Source organism: Gottfriedia acidiceleris (genome assembly GCF_023115465.1).
GTDB lineage: Bacteria > Bacillota > Bacilli > Bacillales > Bacillaceae_G > Gottfriedia > Gottfriedia acidiceleris_B.
The window spans coordinates 3,948,302-3,964,854 of the sequence record NZ_CP096034.1 but is presented as its reverse complement, the minus strand read 5'-3'; the positions used below and the strand labels follow the sequence as shown (position 1 = coordinate 3,964,854).

Below are 16,553 nucleotides of genomic sequence, written 5' to 3'. Positions count from 1 at the left end.
AATACTTATTGCCATTTCAATATTTTCCCATAAAATTTGCTAATTTTTGATGAATATAATTAAATAGAACTAATCGTCATTATTTATTATTAATTAATTTAGATGACATTAAATAACCTGTATTTGAAATTAAAACGGAAAAAGGAGAATGGAAATAATGACAAATCAAAATGAAACGAACGCTTTACCGCCAAAAACATGTACGATTGAACGCCTTGTTACGCTTCAAGCGGATGTGGAAAAAGTATTGGCAGGACAAAAAACTGCTACTCGCCGAAACGGAAGATATGCAGATGTTGGGGAAGTGATGACCCTTCAAAATAATCAGTATGTAGTTGAAAAAGTTTATTCTCAAGCTCTTGGTGAATTGACAGATGAGGATGCTAAGCAGGAAGGCTATTCAACTGTAGAAGAGTATAAGCAATCAATCCTGTCAATCCATCCTGGAATGCCTTGGTTGCCAAAAATGAGGGTATGGGTTCATGAGTTTCGTCTCATCCAAGATTAATTTATATGCTGTATAGACTGCTTCTTTACATACATATTGCTAGTGTAATTTTATCGATTGGTCCTTTTTTTGTATTGATTCCGGTCCTCAAAAAGCTGCATTCAACGAAGTCTGCGATACAACAGAGCTATTTGGATGTATTTCGGTTTGCTGTCAGATTGGCAAAGCATGCTGGGCATGTACTGGTTGGATCAGGGGTCTTGTTGGTACTAGTGGGTCATTGGTCGTGGAAGACATCTTGGATTGTAATGACTATTCTTCTTTTGGTGAGTTCATTATTTTTCCTAGCTAGAGCCTTTTCACCGACCATTCGGAAATTCAGTGAACCATCCCATGACCAGAGAATGCTGATTCAGAAGCTTCGTCGATCTATTTGGATTTACATCGTTCTTTTGATGGTTATGCTATGGTTTATGGTAGTAAAGCCTGCATTATGGTAGGCACAATTAAATTATGCTGACAGGTTATCTATTATTGAGGAACTTGTCTGCTTTTTTGTCATTTTCTTAAATGAAATACTAATAATAACTCAAAAAAATAAGTATCTCGACCTATTCCAAACGGTATATGAAATAGATTTTTTGATTTGAAAACAAAGGTTCTAAGACCTACATAAAATAGTGCTCGTAAAAAAAATGTTTTTTTCAAACACAATTTTCATTAAAAAATTTTTAAAAAATTCTTGACGGATTATAAAAAGAGAGATAACATGAACTCAATAATTTAAAAACTTAATAAATTCTATTACTTATCCAGAGAGGTGGAGGGACTGGCCCTGCGATACCTCGGCAACGGGTTTGTTATTTCGTAACAAATACCGTGCTAATTCCTGCAAATCGTTCAAACGATTTGAAAGATAAGAAGTAAAGTGGCTTATTTATTATAACCCCTCTTCCTATCTGTTTTATTGGATAAGAAGAGGGGTTTTTTGATGAGGTGCCATAGGAGAAAAAGGGGGAAATATAGTTATAAATCCTAGTTTTCGAATATGTTTACTTAGTTATAGTGATTGGAATAACTTGCAATGGGGGAAGTAATTTGATTGAGATTAAAAATGTCTCCAAGGTTTATCCTGGAAGGCCACCAATTAAAGCTTTAAATAATATTAATATGAAAATTGAGAAAGGAGAGATCTTTGGAATCATTGGTTTTTCCGGAGCAGGAAAAAGTACATTGATTCGTTGTTTAAATAGACTTGAAGAGCCAACAGAAGGATCAGTTCTCATTGATGGATTGGATCTAATGACATTAAAAGATGAAGAATTACGTAAGACACGTAGAAAAATTGGTGTCGTATTCCAACACTTTAATCTACTTTCTGCCAAAACGGTATTTGATAATATTGCAATGCCGCTATACCTTGAAGGAAAAAAGAAACGGGATGTTCAGGAAAAGGTAATGGAATTAATTGAATTTGTTGGACTTACAGGGAAGCAAGATGTATTTCCGGGCCACTTATCGGGGGGACAAAAGCAAAGAGTAGGTATTGCAAGGGCACTCGTAACAGACCCAGATCTTTTGCTATGTGATGAAGCTACTTCTGCATTAGACCCTGAAACAACAAAGAATGTATTAGAGCTTTTAAGGAAGGTAAATAAATCATATAATCTTACAATTTTCCTTATTACCCATGAAATGAGTGTAATTCGTGATTTATGTGATAAAGTGGCTGTCATTGATAATGGTGAAATTGTTGAAGAAGGTAACGTTTACGAAGTATTTACGAATCCACAAAAAAGTATTACAAAGAATTTTGTTAACACAGTATTACAAAATGAGGTGCCATCTAAGTTATCCAAATCATTATCAAAAGGAAAATATTATCAATTAGTCTTCCTAGGTGACAAGGCAGGCAACCCATTATTATCAGAGGTTCTTAAAAAATTCGATATTCATTTAAATATCCTTTATGGATCGATTACAGAGCTACAAGCAAGACCTTATGGGAATTTGATTGTGGCATTAGAAGGAACAAAAGAGGAAAGCGCAAAAGCTATTAAATTTATTTCGGAAAAGGGGATAGATGTTAGGGAGGTGGAGTTAAATGGAGCTTAATTGGGAATTCTTTTGGCCGCAGTTTTTGCAGGCAACTCAAGATACATTTCTAACTGTGCTTGGGTCATTTATTTTTGGCACAATTATAGGATTGCCTTTAGGTATTATTCTAGTTGTAACAAGACCAGGTCATATAATGGAAAACAAACCTTTATTTAGGTTGTTAAATACCATTATTAATATTGTTCGATCTGTACCATTTATTATTTTGCTAGTTGCCATTATTCCATTTACAAGGTTATTGACGGGCACGTCCATTGGAGTAGTTGCTGCAATTGTTCCACTTTCGATCTTTGTAGGTCCTTATTTGGCAAGATTGATTGAGAACTCCATGCTAGAAGTAGATAAGGGAGTGCTAGAAACAGCCTATTCAATGGGAGCAACAAAGTTTCAGATCATCGTGAAGTTTATTTTGCCTGAAGCGATTCCATCGTTAATTCTTTCATTTACAACAGCAACGATTGGATTGATTGGATCGACTGCGGCAGCTGGTGCTGTTGGTGCTGGTGGATTAGGTGACTTAGCTATTACATATGGTTATCAGCGCTTTGAAACATTGGTTATTATCATTACTGTCGTATTACTAGTAGTCATTGTTCAAATCATACAAAGTTTAGGGAATACGTGGTCAAGATACGTAAGGAGGAAAAGAGGATGAAAAAGTTTTTTACTATTTTTGCAGCATTATTATTAACGGTTTCGGTATTATCCGCATGTGGTTCTAAATCATCATCAGGAAATGGAAAGGAGAGAACAGTTAAGATTGGTATTAACGGAGATGACTATGAACTTTGGAATATTGTACAAAAACAAGTAAAAAGTGAAGGCATTAAATTGAAAATTATTTCATTTTCAGATTATGTTCAGCCTAACACAGCGCTTAATGATGGAAGTCTTGATTTAAATGCTTTTCAAACGATTACCTATATGAATCAATTTAAAGGTGATCATAATTTAGACATTTCTGCGATTGGCTCGACGGTGATTGCGCCAATGGGTATTTACTCACATAAATTTAAAAAGCTAAGTGATATTCCAGATAGAGCAACGATTACGATACCAAATGATGTTACGAACGCAGGACGTGCACTTAAACTATTACAATCTTCAAAGTTAATTAGTTTAGTAGATAATTTTGATCCTAAAGGAAGTATTGAACAAATTAAAGAAAATCCTAAGCATCTAAAAATCAAACCGATTGCTGCGGGGCAAACAGCAAGATCATTGGATGATGTGGCAGCAGCTATCATCAATAATGGATTTGCCGTTCAAGCGGGCTTAGATCCTGCAAAGGATCCACTTTATAAAGAAGATCCGAATGATAAAGCAGCTATGCCGTATATCAATGTTATTGCATCTCGTACAAAGAATAAAAATGACAAGGACTTTGCAAAGATTGTAAAGGCCTATCAATCAAAAGAAGTTCATGATTACATTATTAAGCGTGACAAAGGTGCGACGGTTCCAGTAGTCATTTCGATTGATAAAATAAAAAATCTATAAAGCTAGTTCATGCTTATTTAAAAGAATGGAAGGGAGATCGTTTATATGACAGTCAAAATTGAAACACAAAGAGAACAAATTGTGAAAAGTATTGAGGAATCGAAGAAAGTTTATCTTGAAATTAGCCATAATATTCATGAGAAACCTGAAATTGGCAATCAAGAATTTTTTGCATCAGAAACACATACTAAAATTCTAGTAGAAGCTGGTTTCGATGTCACACGTAATATTGCGGGCCATGAAACAGGCTTTGTAGCAAGGAAAACGTCATCTAAGCAAGGCCCAACCATCGCTTTTTTAGCAGAATACGATGCACTACCTGGTCTTGGTCATGCATGCGGACATAATATTATTGGAACAACAAGTGTAGCAGCGGGAATCGCTCTTGCTGAAGTCATTTCAGAGACCGGAGGAGAGGTTGTCATATTTGGAACACCTGCAGAAGAGGGTGGACCAAATGGAAGTGCAAAGGGGAGTTTCGTAAAAAATGGATTACTAGAAGGTGTTGATGCAGCTCTTATGCTCCACCCCAGTGGTAAAACAGGTTTATCGAGCCCATCATTGGCAGTAGACCCATTAGACTTCCATTTTTATGGAAGAGCAGCCCATGCTGCTGGGTCACCAGAACATGGAATCAATGCTTTAGATGCAGTAATCCAATTATTCAATGGTATTAATGCCCTTCGTCAGCAGCTTTCTAGCGATGTTCGCATACACGGAATTATCACTCATGGAGGCGATGCACCAAATATTATTCCAGAGTATGCTTCAGCGAGATTTTTCATCCGTGCTAGTACTTGGAAGCGTACGGAGGAAGTCTCCACTAAGATTCGTAATATTGCCGAAGGAGCAGCAATTGCAACTGGTAGTACTGTGAAAATTGAAAGATTCCAAAATGAAGTCCATGATTTTATTATCAATCAATCTCTTGATGAGATTGTAGGTGAAGAACTAAGCCTATTGGGTGAAGTAGTGAATAGCAAAAGCGGCGGGCTTGGATCTACTGATGCCGGAAATGTAAGCCATGTTGTTCCGACTTCCCACGCATATATTAAAATTGGACCTGATGATTTAATTGCTCATACGAATGAATTTCGTGAAGCTGCGAAGTCTCCACTTGGTGATCATGCTCTAATAACGGGTGCAAAAGCATTAGCTCTGACAGGTTATCGATTAATTACCGATAAAAACCTTTTGGAAAAAGTTCAAAATGAATTTCAACAAGCACAGAAATAGTTAGATTGAACGGTCAGAAAGATGGACGGAATTACCATCATTTTGACCGTTTTATATTTGAAAACTCAGTCTAATGACATTATTTGTTCTATTTATATAGTAGTATTCTGTTAACTTCTCCTTTCGATAATACCTAAGTAAAAAATATAAGTTTAGAATCCCCCATTTCTATTTTTATCAAATCGTAATCCAAATTTTACTAAATCTTAAATTTTAAAGATTAAACTAAAACTTAGATATTTTGCTACAAATTTATCACTCTATAAATCTTTGATAGGGGTAATTTAATATGGTTTCTTTAAGTAAAGTAAGTGATTTACCAGATGAAAGTGTTAAATATGCACAACAGCATCTAGCAAACGAAAGGACATATTTAGCCTGGTTGCGAACTGCAAACTCAATTACTGGTGTAGGATTTTTAACAACCTCACTACACTTTACAATTAAAATTAGTAATAACCAGTTCATCAATACATTAGCAATTTTTCTTGGTATATATGCATGTGTTGTTGGTTTAATTTCAGGAGTATTAGCTACTATTCAGTACAGTAAAAAGCGGAAAGAAATTCAAAAAGGAAAATTATACCTGCACATAATTCAATTATTCTTGTATCAATTCTATTTTCTTTTTTAATATTCATGATTGTGCTGTATTTGTCTTTATTATTATTTAATTAAACCTGAATGTTTCATTTCTTTCTCTGTTACTTTTATAGGGATATTTTTATTAAAATCGAATATTACATAAAGTGGACACTAAAATGAATGGAGTGATTGATATTTTTTATCCTGAGTCTCGGTTTGAATCGATTAATGGAAAGGAGCTTCATTTTACAGAATGGGGAGAAAGAAAAAATCCAACAGTTGTTTGTTGGCATGGTTTAACCAGAAATGGTAGAGATTTTGATATTTTAGCTCGCTATTTAGCTAAGGATTACCACGTAATTTGTCCAGATACGATTGGGCGAGGATTAAGCCAGTGGAGTACTTCTCCCGAGCAAGATTACTGTTTTGAAAACTATGTAAATCTAGCGATTGGTTTATTAGACCGATTAGAAATTGAACAAGTTCGTTGGGTAGGGACATCGATGGGTGGAGCAATAGGAATGCGACTTGCTGGTACGCCGAAACATCTAAACCGTATTTCTCATTTAGTCTTAAATGATATCGGAGCAGGAGCTTCAGAAAACCAACCACAAGATATTGAAGGAATTAAGAGAATTATTAGCTATGTTGGTACACCTCCTCAGTTTAAAACATTTACTGAATTGAAGAATTACTATAAGTTAATTTATCATTCATTTGGTGTTTCAAGTGAAGAAGAATGGAATGATTTTACGCAAAATTCTTGCCGTAGAAGAGATGAAGGTGGAATTGGTCCTGATTATGATCCTAAAATAGCATTACAATTTCAACATACTGAAGATTTAACCTTGTGGAATTACTGGAAAGCTATACAGTCCAAGATTTTACTCATTCGAGGAGAAGTTTCGGACGTCTTGCCACTTGATGTAGCATTAAAAATGAAGGAAACGCAGAATTTTCAAATGGAAACAATACCTAATGTTGGTCATGCACCTGCTTTAAATACAAATGAACAAATCTCAATTGTTGATAAATTTTTAAAAGAAGTTTAGATTTTATTTAATCTATATGAAATTGTAGGTTGTTCCAATTGTCGGGTTAACTGACTAAGGAACGACCTTTTTTATTGAAAATATAACTATTGGCTATGCCAAAATGGAAAATCTGCAAGTATGCTCTAATTTTTACGATGTTGAATAAAAACTTGATAAAATCTGCTTATTATTTATAACAAAGGGGGCGGTCATATCAATCTGAAAAGTGCAGCTATGATCCCCCCACTGCTAAATTGTACAATTTTCATGTCATAATACCTTAACTCGTACGTGTAATTTTTCGTCTTAAGTGCGGCTATTAGGTATTTAATTGCAGTTTTCGAAATGTAATTGCAGTCCCTTGCTATTTTGCAGCTTTCGTCGTTTATTTGCACAGATGCCTTATTAGTAGCTCGGAGAATTCCCCACGCTCTTCTTTAGTTAATACTATTGACTATGACGCTACGTAACCGTATAAACTGTGAAAAGAAAGGAGAGGAGATAGTGGATCGTAAATTTTATTACATAACCGAATTTGCAAGAAAAACTTCTATTTCTGTTAGAACACTGCGATACTACGACAAAATTGGATTATTAATACCAACAAATACTGACGAATCGGGCTTTAAGTTATACACAGATTCTGATTTAGTACATCTTCAATCAATACTTACTTTCAAATTTTTAGGATTTTCTTTGAAGGATATTCACTCAATTATAAATGAAAGTAGTTTGAATTTTTCCAAGAAGTTAAAAGAACAAAAAGCTATGTTAAATGCTAAAAAAGACCAAATTGATCAAATTATTAATGTGATTGAGCAGGTAGAAACATCGCTAAAATCTGATTCAATTGATTATGAAAGTGTTACAGAGTTGATTCAAATGGCACATTTTAATTTAAAGCCTGATTGGGTAAATAAATATTTATCAACTGAAGACCGTAAAGTGATGAGGAACATCGCCAAGCAGTCATACACTAAAGAGACTTTACTTAAATTAGCGAAGCGAGGATGGGCTGAAGGAGACCATGTTCGTCATTTAAAAGATTATCAATATTTTAGAAACAAATTAACAGAGTTAGTTCAAGGAGGATATAAAATTGAAAGTGTTGAAGCGCAAGAACTTGTTAAATTTTTGATGGAAATGAATAATCGCTATAGTCAAAATGATCCACAAATTAAAGAAGGTATGAAAAAATCTTGGGAAAGTTTTAATTCTTTACCCGAAGATCAAAAGCCAAAAACATATACAATTCCAGAATTTGAATTAGATTTTATCAAACAAGCTAGTATTTATTACCATCAAAATCTAAATGGTCATAAAGCCTAAAAAACAGAACTTAGATTTTTTTCAATGACCGGTTCTATCTTTCAATCCCTTAATAAAAGGAAGTGTCTAATTTTTCCATCAAAGTGCATAAAATACTCCACAGTCTTAATAGATAGAATCTCTATATGTAAAATTTCTTTAAAAGAGAAAGTAAAAAAAGATTGAACACATGTCATTCAAACATCTGTTCAATCTTTTTTGTTTCAATTTATTATTTAAAGAATGTTGCCCAAAGTAAATATGCATTTAATACTGCAATAACTGAAGCAATTGTCCAAGCGACTGATTTAAGCCAAGTTTTATTAACGAATTTACCCATTTTCTTAGCATCACTAGTGAACATAACTAGTGGTATAACTGCGAAAGATAACTGTAAAGATAAGATTACCTGACTTAGTATTAATAAATCTGCTGTTCCATTTGCTCCATAAAAATAAGTGACGATAAGAGCTGGTGTAACAGCAATTAAACGAGTGATCATTCTTCTTATCCAAGGTTTAAGCTTAATATTTAAAAAGCCTTCCATTACAATTTGCCCAGCTAGAGTACCTGTTAAAGTAGAATTTTGACCTGAAGCCAATAATGCCAATCCGAAAAATGTACTTGCTAAAGTTGTTCCTAGTATTGGAGTAAGAAGCTGGAATGCATCTTCAATTGATGCAACGTTTGTATGACCCGATTTGTAGAAAGTTGAAGCAGCTAATATTAAGATGGCTGCATTTACAAACAATGCGATCATTAATGCAACTGTTGAGTCAATTGTAGCAAATTTAATTGCTTCTTTTTTACCAGCATCAGATACATCAAACTTTCTAGTTTGAACGATTGAAGAGTGAAGATATAAGTTATGAGGCATAACAGTTGCCCCTAAAATTCCTAAAGAAATATAAAGCATTTTTGGATCTGTAATAACTTGTGAACTTGGAATAAATCCACCAAATACAGCTTTCACATCAGGTTGAGACATAATCAACTCAAAAACAAAACTACCTGTTATTAATATGATCAATGAAATGACAAAAGCCTCGATATACCTAAATCCTTTATTTTGTAAAAGTAAAACAAGTAATATATCTAAAGTTGTCAAACAAATTCCATAAAACAACGGAATTCCAAATAATAGATTTAAAGCGATGGCTGACCCTATTAATTCAGCTAAGTCACATGCGGCAATTGCAGCTTCACAAAGCACCCAAAGTATAAATGATACAGGTTTACTGAAGTGGTCCCGACATGCCTGGGCTAAATCTCTACCGGTAACGATACCTAATTTAGCTGCTAATGATTGTAGAATGATGGCCATAAGATTAGAAATTAAAATAACTGATAATAAAGTGTAATTAAAAGCAGATCCACCTGCTATTGAAGTTGCCCAGTTTCCAGGGTCCATATATCCAACTGCAACTAAATATCCTGGGCCAGCAAATGCTAGAAACTTACGGAAATTACTAGCTTTCTTTGGAACAGATAATGAACGATGAACCTCTTGCAAACTAGGTTGTGAATGTTCCTGTTTCCATCCAGCTTCTTTATATATGACTTTTTCTTGTGATTCTTGTGACATGTTTCCCACCACCTGTTTTATTGTACACATCAAATAGTTTTTCCCTAGGGAAAGTTTTTTAAATTATATGCTGATTTTAACACAATAGTTCCCAAATGTAATAAAAAATTTTTGATAACTTCGTAAATTTTTAGTAAACAGATAATATACGTAGAATATTTACCTTTTCTTTGTTTCTGCTTTTTTAATATTTCTTATGCAATTCATTCGATTGTTCAGTTTTTTTGTACGTTGAAGTTAATGATCAAGTTAATTATTTTTAAGTGTGATATACTTTTTAAAAAATTCAGTTATATTCAAAAGTGCTTATAAAAAATTTAATATTTTTGGGAGAGAGATCCATGAAGTTTGTATTAGTATTTGGGCCACAAGCTGTGGGGAAAATGACAGTAGGACATGAACTAGAAAAAATAACAGATTTAAAATTGTTTCATAATCACATGACAATTGACTTGGTTAGTAAATTTTTTGATTATGGAACAAAAGAGGGAAGTAGACTAGTTAATTTATTTCGAAAAGAAATATTTGAAGAGGTGTCCAAAAGTGACTTATACGGTATTATTTTTACTTATGTTTGGGCTCTCGATCTAAAATCTGATTGGGATTATATTGAGAAAGTTTGTACTATATTTGAGTCAAAAGGGGCAACAACCTATTTTGTTGAACTTGAAGCAGAACTAGATGAGAGACTTGCACGAAATAAAACGCCTCACAGATTGGAACATAAGCCAACAAAAAGAGATATTGAATGGTCTGAAAACAATTTAATGAAGACAATAGAAAAATATAGATTAAATTCAATAGAAGGAGAAATTCAGAAGGAAAATTATCTAAAAATAAATAACACAAATATGAGTGCAGAAGAAGTAGCTAAATTAATAAAAGAAAGATTTGCTTTGTGAGTAATAGAATTACTGATAGGTTCATAAGGGGAAAAGTTTACTTAAGAGGTTCATGAGTAATTAAAAAAAGATTAAAATAGGCTACTCATAAGCAGGCAGACTGAAGTGGAAATCAACCACACTCTTCATCTTTTACGAAAGTTTAATAATTAATAGACAAGATTGTTTTTCAACAACGTGAAAAACCACCTAATTAAGTTTAGGTGGCTTTGTTTTTATATTAGTTGCTGTTAGGATCAGTGTCGTCGTGGTATGTACTTCCGCCAGTTTGAGCATTAAATGTCCAATCAACTTTTAGCTTATCACCTTGGAATTGGTTTTGGTCTTTTCCATTATCAACAAACTCGAATAATACAAAAATCTTTTCTTTTTGTCCTGCTGCAATGCCGTCAGGGTCTTTTGTACTACCTACAAATTGAGTAATTGCTGTTAAATCAGGAGTTTGATTTTGTAAGTCATATAATGATGTTTCAACAATCTCATTTGTAGCGCTGCTAGTGTTGTACATAATTGTTACTTTAATATTCTTAGCTAAATCTTCAGTATTATCATTTTTTACGTCTTCAATTTGATATTTAGTGTTTAATAGAACCTTATTAATATCTAAAGTACCGTTGTTTTCTAATGTAAATTCACGATATACTTCATCACCAGGTTTTAAATTGCTAATGTTTACAACAGCATTAGGATTCATACCTAAGTCTAATGTACCTGCTGCAAACGTATTATCAGTTTTAATTGTATCGCTGAAATACGCAAATGTACCGCCACTAATTAATGATAAACCGACTGCTCCACTCATTACAACTTGACCAATTCTCTTAGTAAAACTCATTTCTTTTCCCCCTTAAGGTTTATTTATTAAACTCTTAAGCTTTTATTTTGTACTTAAGAGATCTAACCAACTTCATCCTGCAGTTTTTTGTTCAAACTCTTTTCTTAATTGGAATAAATTGCGTATTGCTGAAAGAGTCAAAATAATACCTGGAACAATTAACAATATTGCTGATCCAGCTTTCGAGCTTACAAAATTTAATGCATAACCAACATATGGAATCGTGAAATTAGAATATTTTCCTACGATATTTTGAGGGTACACAGTCCATAAGTCTTGGGCATTATTGTTATCACCCTTCGTTTTATATGAAATTTCACCATTTTTATGATCAACAGCTGCTATTCTATGAGTGATCAGCTTATTGTCCATGTGAAAGGTAACAATGTCGCCTTTTTGATAAGATGATGGATTTGCACCTAGCTTAACGGCAATAATTGAACCTGTATGAAAAGTAGGTTCCATCGATCCAGATAAAACAGCTTTTAATTGATAGCCTAGAATGGTAGAATCGCCACCTGTAAACCTGGAAGAAATCACAATAAAAGCTAGGAAACACAAGATGACAATAAAAATACTTTTAAAAATATTACTTACAATTGATAAAAATTTCTTCAACATGAGAGACCACCTATTCGTTTTGAAATATTTTTACTGAATTATTAGAATTTTCATTTGAGATTGTATCCGAATTGGTATGATCAGAATCCTGGCTATGAACTGAATCTGTATCGGTTTGATTAGAATCCTGCTTCGAAATTGAATCGGTATTAGAGTTATTAGAATCCTGACTCGGAATTGAATCTGTATCAGAACCATTAGAATCCTGGCTCCGTATTGAATCTGTATCGGAGCGATTAGAACTTTGGCCCTGAACAAAATCGGTAGTATTTTTAGGTTCACTAGTATCGTTATTAATCTTTTCTTTACTTTCACCTAGCAGGGTTTGAAGGGTAGATTTAATGGCCGCTATCTTTTGAAGATTAATTGTTTCATTTAATTGCTGGATTAGTTGATTAACATTCTGATAGCCTTTTCTCTCATATTCATAGTTAATTTGTTCAGTTTCAGGAAGTTCATGAATTTGATTGTGATAAGAGTTCAACTGCTCTTGAATACTTTGTAAACGCTTAATCTCATTATTTAATTCATGTTCCTCATTAAGAACAGTAGTAAGTAAATTTGACAATTCAGAGCTATTACCAGTAATTGATTTCTTTAGGATTGACTTGTATAAATGATTTGCTCTTATTGAATGATCTTTTGCAGCTATTTCTAATTGTTGGATTGTTTTAGGAAACACGATTGCTGCTGAAACGACTTGTTCTGAAGACGCTTGACTAGTAAACGTTGCCTCAGTTTGTCCAACTGTTTGCATTGCCAAGTAAAATTGAATAGAACATAAACTTACGATGATAGAGACTTTTTTGCTTGCTAGTTTCAAATTTTCACTCCTTTGCAAAAGCCCTGTTGAAATTCATTATTGCTCAGTTGTCGGAAAATTGAAACCGGGTTATTTTCGGCTAAATTATCGGTAGTTTTTTGTCAAAATTAGTCGTTTGTGGGGTGGAAAGCTGTAAAATCACCTGAAAAAGAACCCGGGTTCGACATATTGATTTAATTTTGAATTTTCTCAATAATGAAAATTGCAGTCGCAACAAAATTAAATAAGGGGTGAAAGTTTTGAGAATGAAAAAAGAGAAAAGAATGAGAAGAAAAGCAATTCCAGCAGTAATGGCGTTAACCGTAGCATTTGGAGGAGGTTTAACAACTTTACCTTCATTTGTAAATGTAAAAGCAAGTGCAGCAACAGTTGAACAAGCTTTAAGTAAGGATGAAATTGTAAAAGCTTTTCTTAATTCAAAAGTAGAAGGTCTTGCAAGATCAGGTTCCGCATGGGAACAATTTAAAGTTATTAGTGAACAAGCCGACAGCACGACAAATACTTACCATGTCAGAACAGTTGAACAGTACAAAGGAATTCCAATTTATGGATCTGGACAAGCTGTTGCACTAGACGCAAATAACAATGTATACGCATCATTTGGTAATATAACTCAAAAATTATCACGTACAATTATTCCAACTGAAGCGGTTATTTCTAAAGAAGATGCAGAAGCAACTGCTAAGGAGAGTATCGAATCTCAAATTGGCACTGTTAAAAATTATGATGGAATTGATACTGAATTAACAATTTACCCACATAATGGAAAGTATTATTTAACCTATTTAGTTAAGGCTTCAACTTCTGTGCCAGCACCTGGTTACTTCCATTATTTTGTGGATGCAACAAATGGAGAAATAGTAGACAGCTTTGATGCAATAGATAATTTAGCAGATCCAGCAAAACTTTCTGTTGCGGTTGGAAGAGGTTTAGATGTATTTGGTAAAATGCAGACATTCCCTGTCGGAAAAGACACATCTACTGGTACTAGCTATTTATATGGTGGATCAATTGCTGGTGGTACTACAACATCACCAAATATCGTGCCACTTGCAACTTTCGATGCTCATCGTATGGGTGAAACTCCATTTATTCTTCTTTCAGCACTATTAGGATTTACAGGATTTGAAATAGAAACAAAAAGTTCAACTAATTTTTTCTATGATCCTGCTGGAGTATCAGCTCATATGAACTCTGATAAAGTAAATAAATATTATCAAACAGTGCACAAGCGTAACAGTTTAGATAATAAAGGAATGACGTTAATCAGCACGGTTCATATCGGATCAAAATGGAATAATGCAGCTTGGAACGGAAAGCAAATGCTATACGGAGATGGTGATGGAATTGTTCTTGGTTCTTTAGCAGGCGGATTGGACGTAACAGGTCACGAAATGACACATGGTGTAATATCAAATACTGCAAACCTTACGTATCAGAATGAGTCTGGTGCAATTAATGAATCATTGGCAGATATCTTCGGAGCATTAGCTGAAATGAATGCTGCAGGTGTTACATCTCCATCTGATTGGGAGATGGGTGAAGATATCTACACTCCTACAAAAGATGGTGATGGAGGACTTCGTTCGTTAAGCAATCCAAAATCTAAGTCACTTAGTCCTATTTATGGTTTAAAGGATAATAAATATCCAGATAATTACGCGGATCGATATTTAGGTACTGAAGATAAAGGTGGCGTACACATCAACAGTAGTATCAACAATAAAGCTGCATATTTAATCGCTGAAGGTGGCACACATAACGGCATAACAGTTACTAAACTGCAGCGTACAGTAGCAGAGAAAATCTATTACCGTGCATTAACAATGTATTTAACACCTTCTTCTGGTTTCAAAGAAATGCGCGAAGCTGCAATTCAAGCTGCACGTGACCTATATCCAGATAACAAAACTACCGGTCAACCATCAACTCAAACAAAAGCAGTAATGGCTGCATACGATGCTGTTGGTGTTTATTAATAAGTAAGCTTAAAAAACCATGAACTAACCTCTGTTCATGGTTTTCATATTTTCTGTTAAAATTTTCCTAATTATTTCAATAGGCTAGTAAGATAATACTATTTCGTAGTTAATTCTTCATTAGAATATCCTAATAAATTGTGTGAATAGCATGATGGAATTCAAGCTTTACTAGTGTATATTTAGTATAAATTTTAGGATAGGAGGAGCAATCAATGATCGAAGGAGAAGTTATAAAATTTTATCGTATTAAGGCCGGACTAACACAAGAAGAACTAGGAAAAGGAATCTGCTCTTCCAAGCACGTAGGAAAAATTGAAAGAGGGAATACCTCCTACTCATCTGAGATTATTACCTTGTTTTCTGAACGATTACAAATTGATATTCAAAAAGAAATTGCTAACTTTGAAAATCTTAAAAAGAAACTACAAAACTGGCATACAGCAATCATTAAACTAAGAATGAAGGAAGTTGATTCATATAAAAAGGAGCTAGAAATAAGCCCTTTTATTAATTCGCCAAAATATGATGCTTTGTATCAATTGCTGCTAGCAAGATATTATCTCTTAAAGAACGACTATAAAAACACTTATACAATTATTCTAAGTATACAAAGAAACTATAAAGATTTACCTCCTTTTGAAAGAAATCTCCTTTTGCATGTAATAGGAATTTATTATTTAAATAATTACAATAATTCAAGTACAGAGAATCATCATAAAGCAATACAAACTTTAAAGAAGATTGATCTAAACGAATATGGAAATCCAGAATACTACTATCATTTAGCAGTAGCATATGGATGGGTTGATTCTAAGGTAATGGCTTATGTATACGCAGAAAAAGCTCTTAAATATTTTAAAGATACAAGTAATTATTTACGTGCCATAAATGCTGAATCAATAATGCTTTTACAATCAAGCAACGATGGGCACTTAGACTTTAAAAAATTGAAACAATCATATAAGAATCTGATTCATGATAGTGAAACGCTCAATGCACCAGATAAAACAGGGATGTTATTAAATAACTTTGCTTTGGAATATTTTAAAAGAAAAGATTATGAAAAAGCGCAAAAATATTATAAAGCAGCATTACAATTGGAGAAAAAGCCATCGGTTATTTATCTTCAACGACTTAATAATTATCTTAAAAGTTCATTTGAAGGTAAATTAATGCGCAAATCTGCTTTATTAAATAGTGCTCAAAAAGGTCTAACTATCGCGAATAATTTAAAGAATCAACATTATCAAATTCTTTTCACTTTACTGATCTATTTGATTGAAAATAATATGAAAGAGTATATACAGTACATAGAAAAGACCGCTTTTCCATACTTTAAATCACGGAATCATACTATTTTCATGAAACGATATGGTAAAGTGTTATATGATTATTATGTGAAATCAAAAGAGTTTGAGAAGGCAGTTGAAATGTCTAACTTCTTAATAGATGTTATTAAAATACATAACTAAAGGACTGTTTTTTAGACAGTTCTTTTATTTTTTAAAGAAGGAGTGTGAAGAATAAAGTTGCACTGCAAATAAAATTATCAATAATGATTAAAAGTGCTACCAAA

Annotated in this window: 16 protein-coding genes and 1 riboswitch; of the genes, 12 read left to right on the top strand and 4 right to left on the bottom strand. The window is 33.4% G+C overall.

The genetic code is table 11. The features are described 5' to 3' along the window. The first annotated feature begins 157 nt into the window (after positions 1 to 157). The 9 genes from MY490_RS18730 (at position 158) to MY490_RS18690 (ending at position 8,250) form a co-directional block, all read left to right on the top strand. A complete protein-coding gene (locus MY490_RS18730; RefSeq protein ID WP_248267027.1) occupies positions 158 to 508 on the top strand; it encodes an ASCH domain-containing protein in 351 nt (116 codons plus the stop codon). A gap of 5 nt (positions 509 to 513) precedes the next feature. Further along, entirely contained in the window at positions 514 to 948 is a 435-nt protein-coding gene (locus MY490_RS18725) for a hypothetical protein (protein WP_248267026.1), read from the top strand. Between the two features lie 305 nt (positions 949 to 1,253). Beyond that, a riboswitch (SAM riboswitch) is annotated at positions 1,254 to 1,371 on the top strand. 175 nt (positions 1,372 to 1,546) lie between these two features. After that, positions 1,547 to 2,563, top strand: coding sequence for a methionine ABC transporter ATP-binding protein (locus MY490_RS18720; RefSeq protein ID WP_248267025.1), 1,017 nt, complete (start codon positions 1,547 to 1,549; stop codon positions 2,561 to 2,563). Then, positions 2,553 to 3,221 carry a methionine ABC transporter permease gene (locus MY490_RS18715; RefSeq protein ID WP_248267024.1) on the top strand — a complete coding sequence of 223 codons (669 nt, stop codon included), beginning with the start codon at positions 2,553 to 2,555 and terminating at the stop codon, positions 3,219 to 3,221. The genes MY490_RS18720 and MY490_RS18715 overlap by 11 nt, the downstream gene beginning before the upstream one ends. Then, positions 3,218 to 4,066 carry a MetQ/NlpA family ABC transporter substrate-binding protein gene (locus MY490_RS18710; protein WP_248267023.1) on the top strand — a complete coding sequence of 283 codons (849 nt, stop codon included), beginning with the start codon at positions 3,218 to 3,220 and terminating at the stop codon, positions 4,064 to 4,066. The genes MY490_RS18715 and MY490_RS18710 overlap by 4 nt, the downstream gene beginning before the upstream one ends. 45 nt (positions 4,067 to 4,111) lie before the next feature. Next, positions 4,112 to 5,302 (top strand): M20 family metallopeptidase, encoded by a 1,191-nt coding sequence (locus MY490_RS18705; RefSeq protein ID WP_248267022.1) that lies wholly within the window; start codon positions 4,112 to 4,114, stop codon positions 5,300 to 5,302. Between the two features lie 289 nt (positions 5,303 to 5,591). Further along, positions 5,592 to 5,936 carry a YidH family protein gene (locus MY490_RS18700; RefSeq protein ID WP_248267021.1) on the top strand — a complete coding sequence of 115 codons (345 nt, stop codon included), beginning with the start codon at positions 5,592 to 5,594 and terminating at the stop codon, positions 5,934 to 5,936. 127 nt (positions 5,937 to 6,063) lie between these two features. Further along, the gene (locus tag MY490_RS18695; RefSeq protein ID WP_248267020.1) at positions 6,064 to 6,939 is read left to right on the top strand and encodes an alpha/beta fold hydrolase; all 876 of its coding nucleotides are present in this window, start codon (positions 6,064 to 6,066) and stop codon (positions 6,937 to 6,939) included. A gap of 486 nt (positions 6,940 to 7,425) precedes the next feature. Next, positions 7,426 to 8,250: a MerR family transcriptional regulator gene (locus tag MY490_RS18690; protein WP_248267019.1), complete on the top strand. Its 825-nt coding sequence runs from the start codon at positions 7,426 to 7,428 to the stop codon at positions 8,248 to 8,250. 211 nt (positions 8,251 to 8,461) lie between these two features. Here the strand turns inward: MY490_RS18690 and MY490_RS18685 are convergent, their stop codons facing one another. Then, positions 8,462 to 9,814: an Nramp family divalent metal transporter gene (locus tag MY490_RS18685; RefSeq protein WP_248267018.1), complete on the bottom strand. Its 1,353-nt coding sequence runs from the start codon at positions 9,812 to 9,814 to the stop codon at positions 8,462 to 8,464. Between the two features lie 341 nt (positions 9,815 to 10,155). Between MY490_RS18685 and MY490_RS18680 the strand changes: the two genes are divergently transcribed. After that, the gene (locus MY490_RS18680; protein WP_248267017.1) at positions 10,156 to 10,716 is read left to right on the top strand and encodes a DEAD/DEAH box helicase family protein; all 561 of its coding nucleotides are present in this window, start codon (positions 10,156 to 10,158) and stop codon (positions 10,714 to 10,716) included. 220 nt (positions 10,717 to 10,936) lie between these two features. Here MY490_RS18680 and MY490_RS18675 read toward each other — a convergent pair whose 3' ends face one another. The 3 genes from MY490_RS18675 to MY490_RS18665 all read right to left on the bottom strand — a co-directional run bounded on the left by MY490_RS18675 (position 10,937) and on the right by MY490_RS18665 (position 12,995). After that, complete coding sequence (locus MY490_RS18675; RefSeq protein WP_248267016.1) at positions 10,937 to 11,551, bottom strand: TasA family protein; 615 nt, start codon at positions 11,549 to 11,551, stop codon at positions 10,937 to 10,939. A gap of 72 nt (positions 11,552 to 11,623) precedes the next feature. Further along, positions 11,624 to 12,172 (bottom strand): signal peptidase I SipW, encoded by a 549-nt coding sequence (sipW, locus tag MY490_RS18670; protein WP_248267015.1) that lies wholly within the window; start codon positions 12,170 to 12,172, stop codon positions 11,624 to 11,626. Positions 12,173 to 12,182: 10 nt separating this feature from the next. Beyond that, positions 12,183 to 12,995 (bottom strand): DUF4047 domain-containing protein, encoded by an 813-nt coding sequence (locus MY490_RS18665; protein ID WP_248267014.1) that lies wholly within the window; start codon positions 12,993 to 12,995, stop codon positions 12,183 to 12,185. A 263-nt stretch (positions 12,996 to 13,258) separates the two neighbouring features. On the opposite strand from MY490_RS18665, the gene MY490_RS18660 reads away from it, so the two are divergent. Together MY490_RS18660 and MY490_RS18655 are read left to right on the top strand one after the other, a co-directional pair. Beyond that, complete coding sequence (locus MY490_RS18660) at positions 13,259 to 14,974, top strand: M4 family metallopeptidase (protein WP_432707094.1); 1,716 nt, start codon at positions 13,259 to 13,261, stop codon at positions 14,972 to 14,974. A 215-nt stretch (positions 14,975 to 15,189) separates the two neighbouring features. Further along, entirely contained in the window at positions 15,190 to 16,449 is a 1,260-nt protein-coding gene (locus MY490_RS18655) for a helix-turn-helix domain-containing protein (RefSeq protein WP_248267013.1), read from the top strand. Positions 16,450 to 16,553: the final 104 nt, after the last annotated feature.

Excerpts from the sequence above, each read along its gene's own strand:
- MY490_RS18730 (WP_248267027.1), top strand. The coding sequence starts at position 158 with ATGACAAATCAAAATGAAACGAACGCTTTACCGCCAAAAACATGTACG.
- MY490_RS18725 (WP_248267026.1), top strand. The coding sequence starts at position 514 with ATGCTGTATAGACTGCTTCTTTACATACATATTGCTAGTGTAATTTTA.
- MY490_RS18715 (WP_248267024.1), top strand. The coding sequence starts at position 2,553 with ATGGAGCTTAATTGGGAATTCTTTTGGCCGCAGTTTTTGCAGGCAACT.
- MY490_RS18710 (WP_248267023.1), top strand. The coding sequence starts at position 3,218 with ATGAAAAAGTTTTTTACTATTTTTGCAGCATTATTATTAACGGTTTCG.
- MY490_RS18705 (WP_248267022.1), top strand. The coding sequence starts at position 4,112 with ATGACAGTCAAAATTGAAACACAAAGAGAACAAATTGTGAAAAGTATT.
- MY490_RS18700 (WP_248267021.1), top strand. The coding sequence starts at position 5,592 with ATGGTTTCTTTAAGTAAAGTAAGTGATTTACCAGATGAAAGTGTTAAA.
- MY490_RS18695 (WP_248267020.1), top strand. The coding sequence starts at position 6,064 with ATGAATGGAGTGATTGATATTTTTTATCCTGAGTCTCGGTTTGAATCG.
- MY490_RS18685 (WP_248267018.1), bottom strand. The coding sequence starts at position 9,814 with ATGTCACAAGAATCACAAGAAAAAGTCATATATAAAGAAGCTGGATGG.
- MY490_RS18680 (WP_248267017.1), top strand. The coding sequence starts at position 10,156 with ATGAAGTTTGTATTAGTATTTGGGCCACAAGCTGTGGGGAAAATGACA.
- MY490_RS18675 (WP_248267016.1), bottom strand. The coding sequence starts at position 11,551 with ATGAGTTTTACTAAGAGAATTGGTCAAGTTGTAATGAGTGGAGCAGTC.
- sipW (WP_248267015.1), bottom strand. The coding sequence starts at position 12,172 with ATGTTGAAGAAATTTTTATCAATTGTAAGTAATATTTTTAAAAGTATT.
- MY490_RS18660 (WP_432707094.1), top strand. The coding sequence starts at position 13,259 with ATGAGAAGAAAAGCAATTCCAGCAGTAATGGCGTTAACCGTAGCATTT.
- MY490_RS18655 (WP_248267013.1), top strand. The coding sequence starts at position 15,190 with ATGATCGAAGGAGAAGTTATAAAATTTTATCGTATTAAGGCCGGACTA.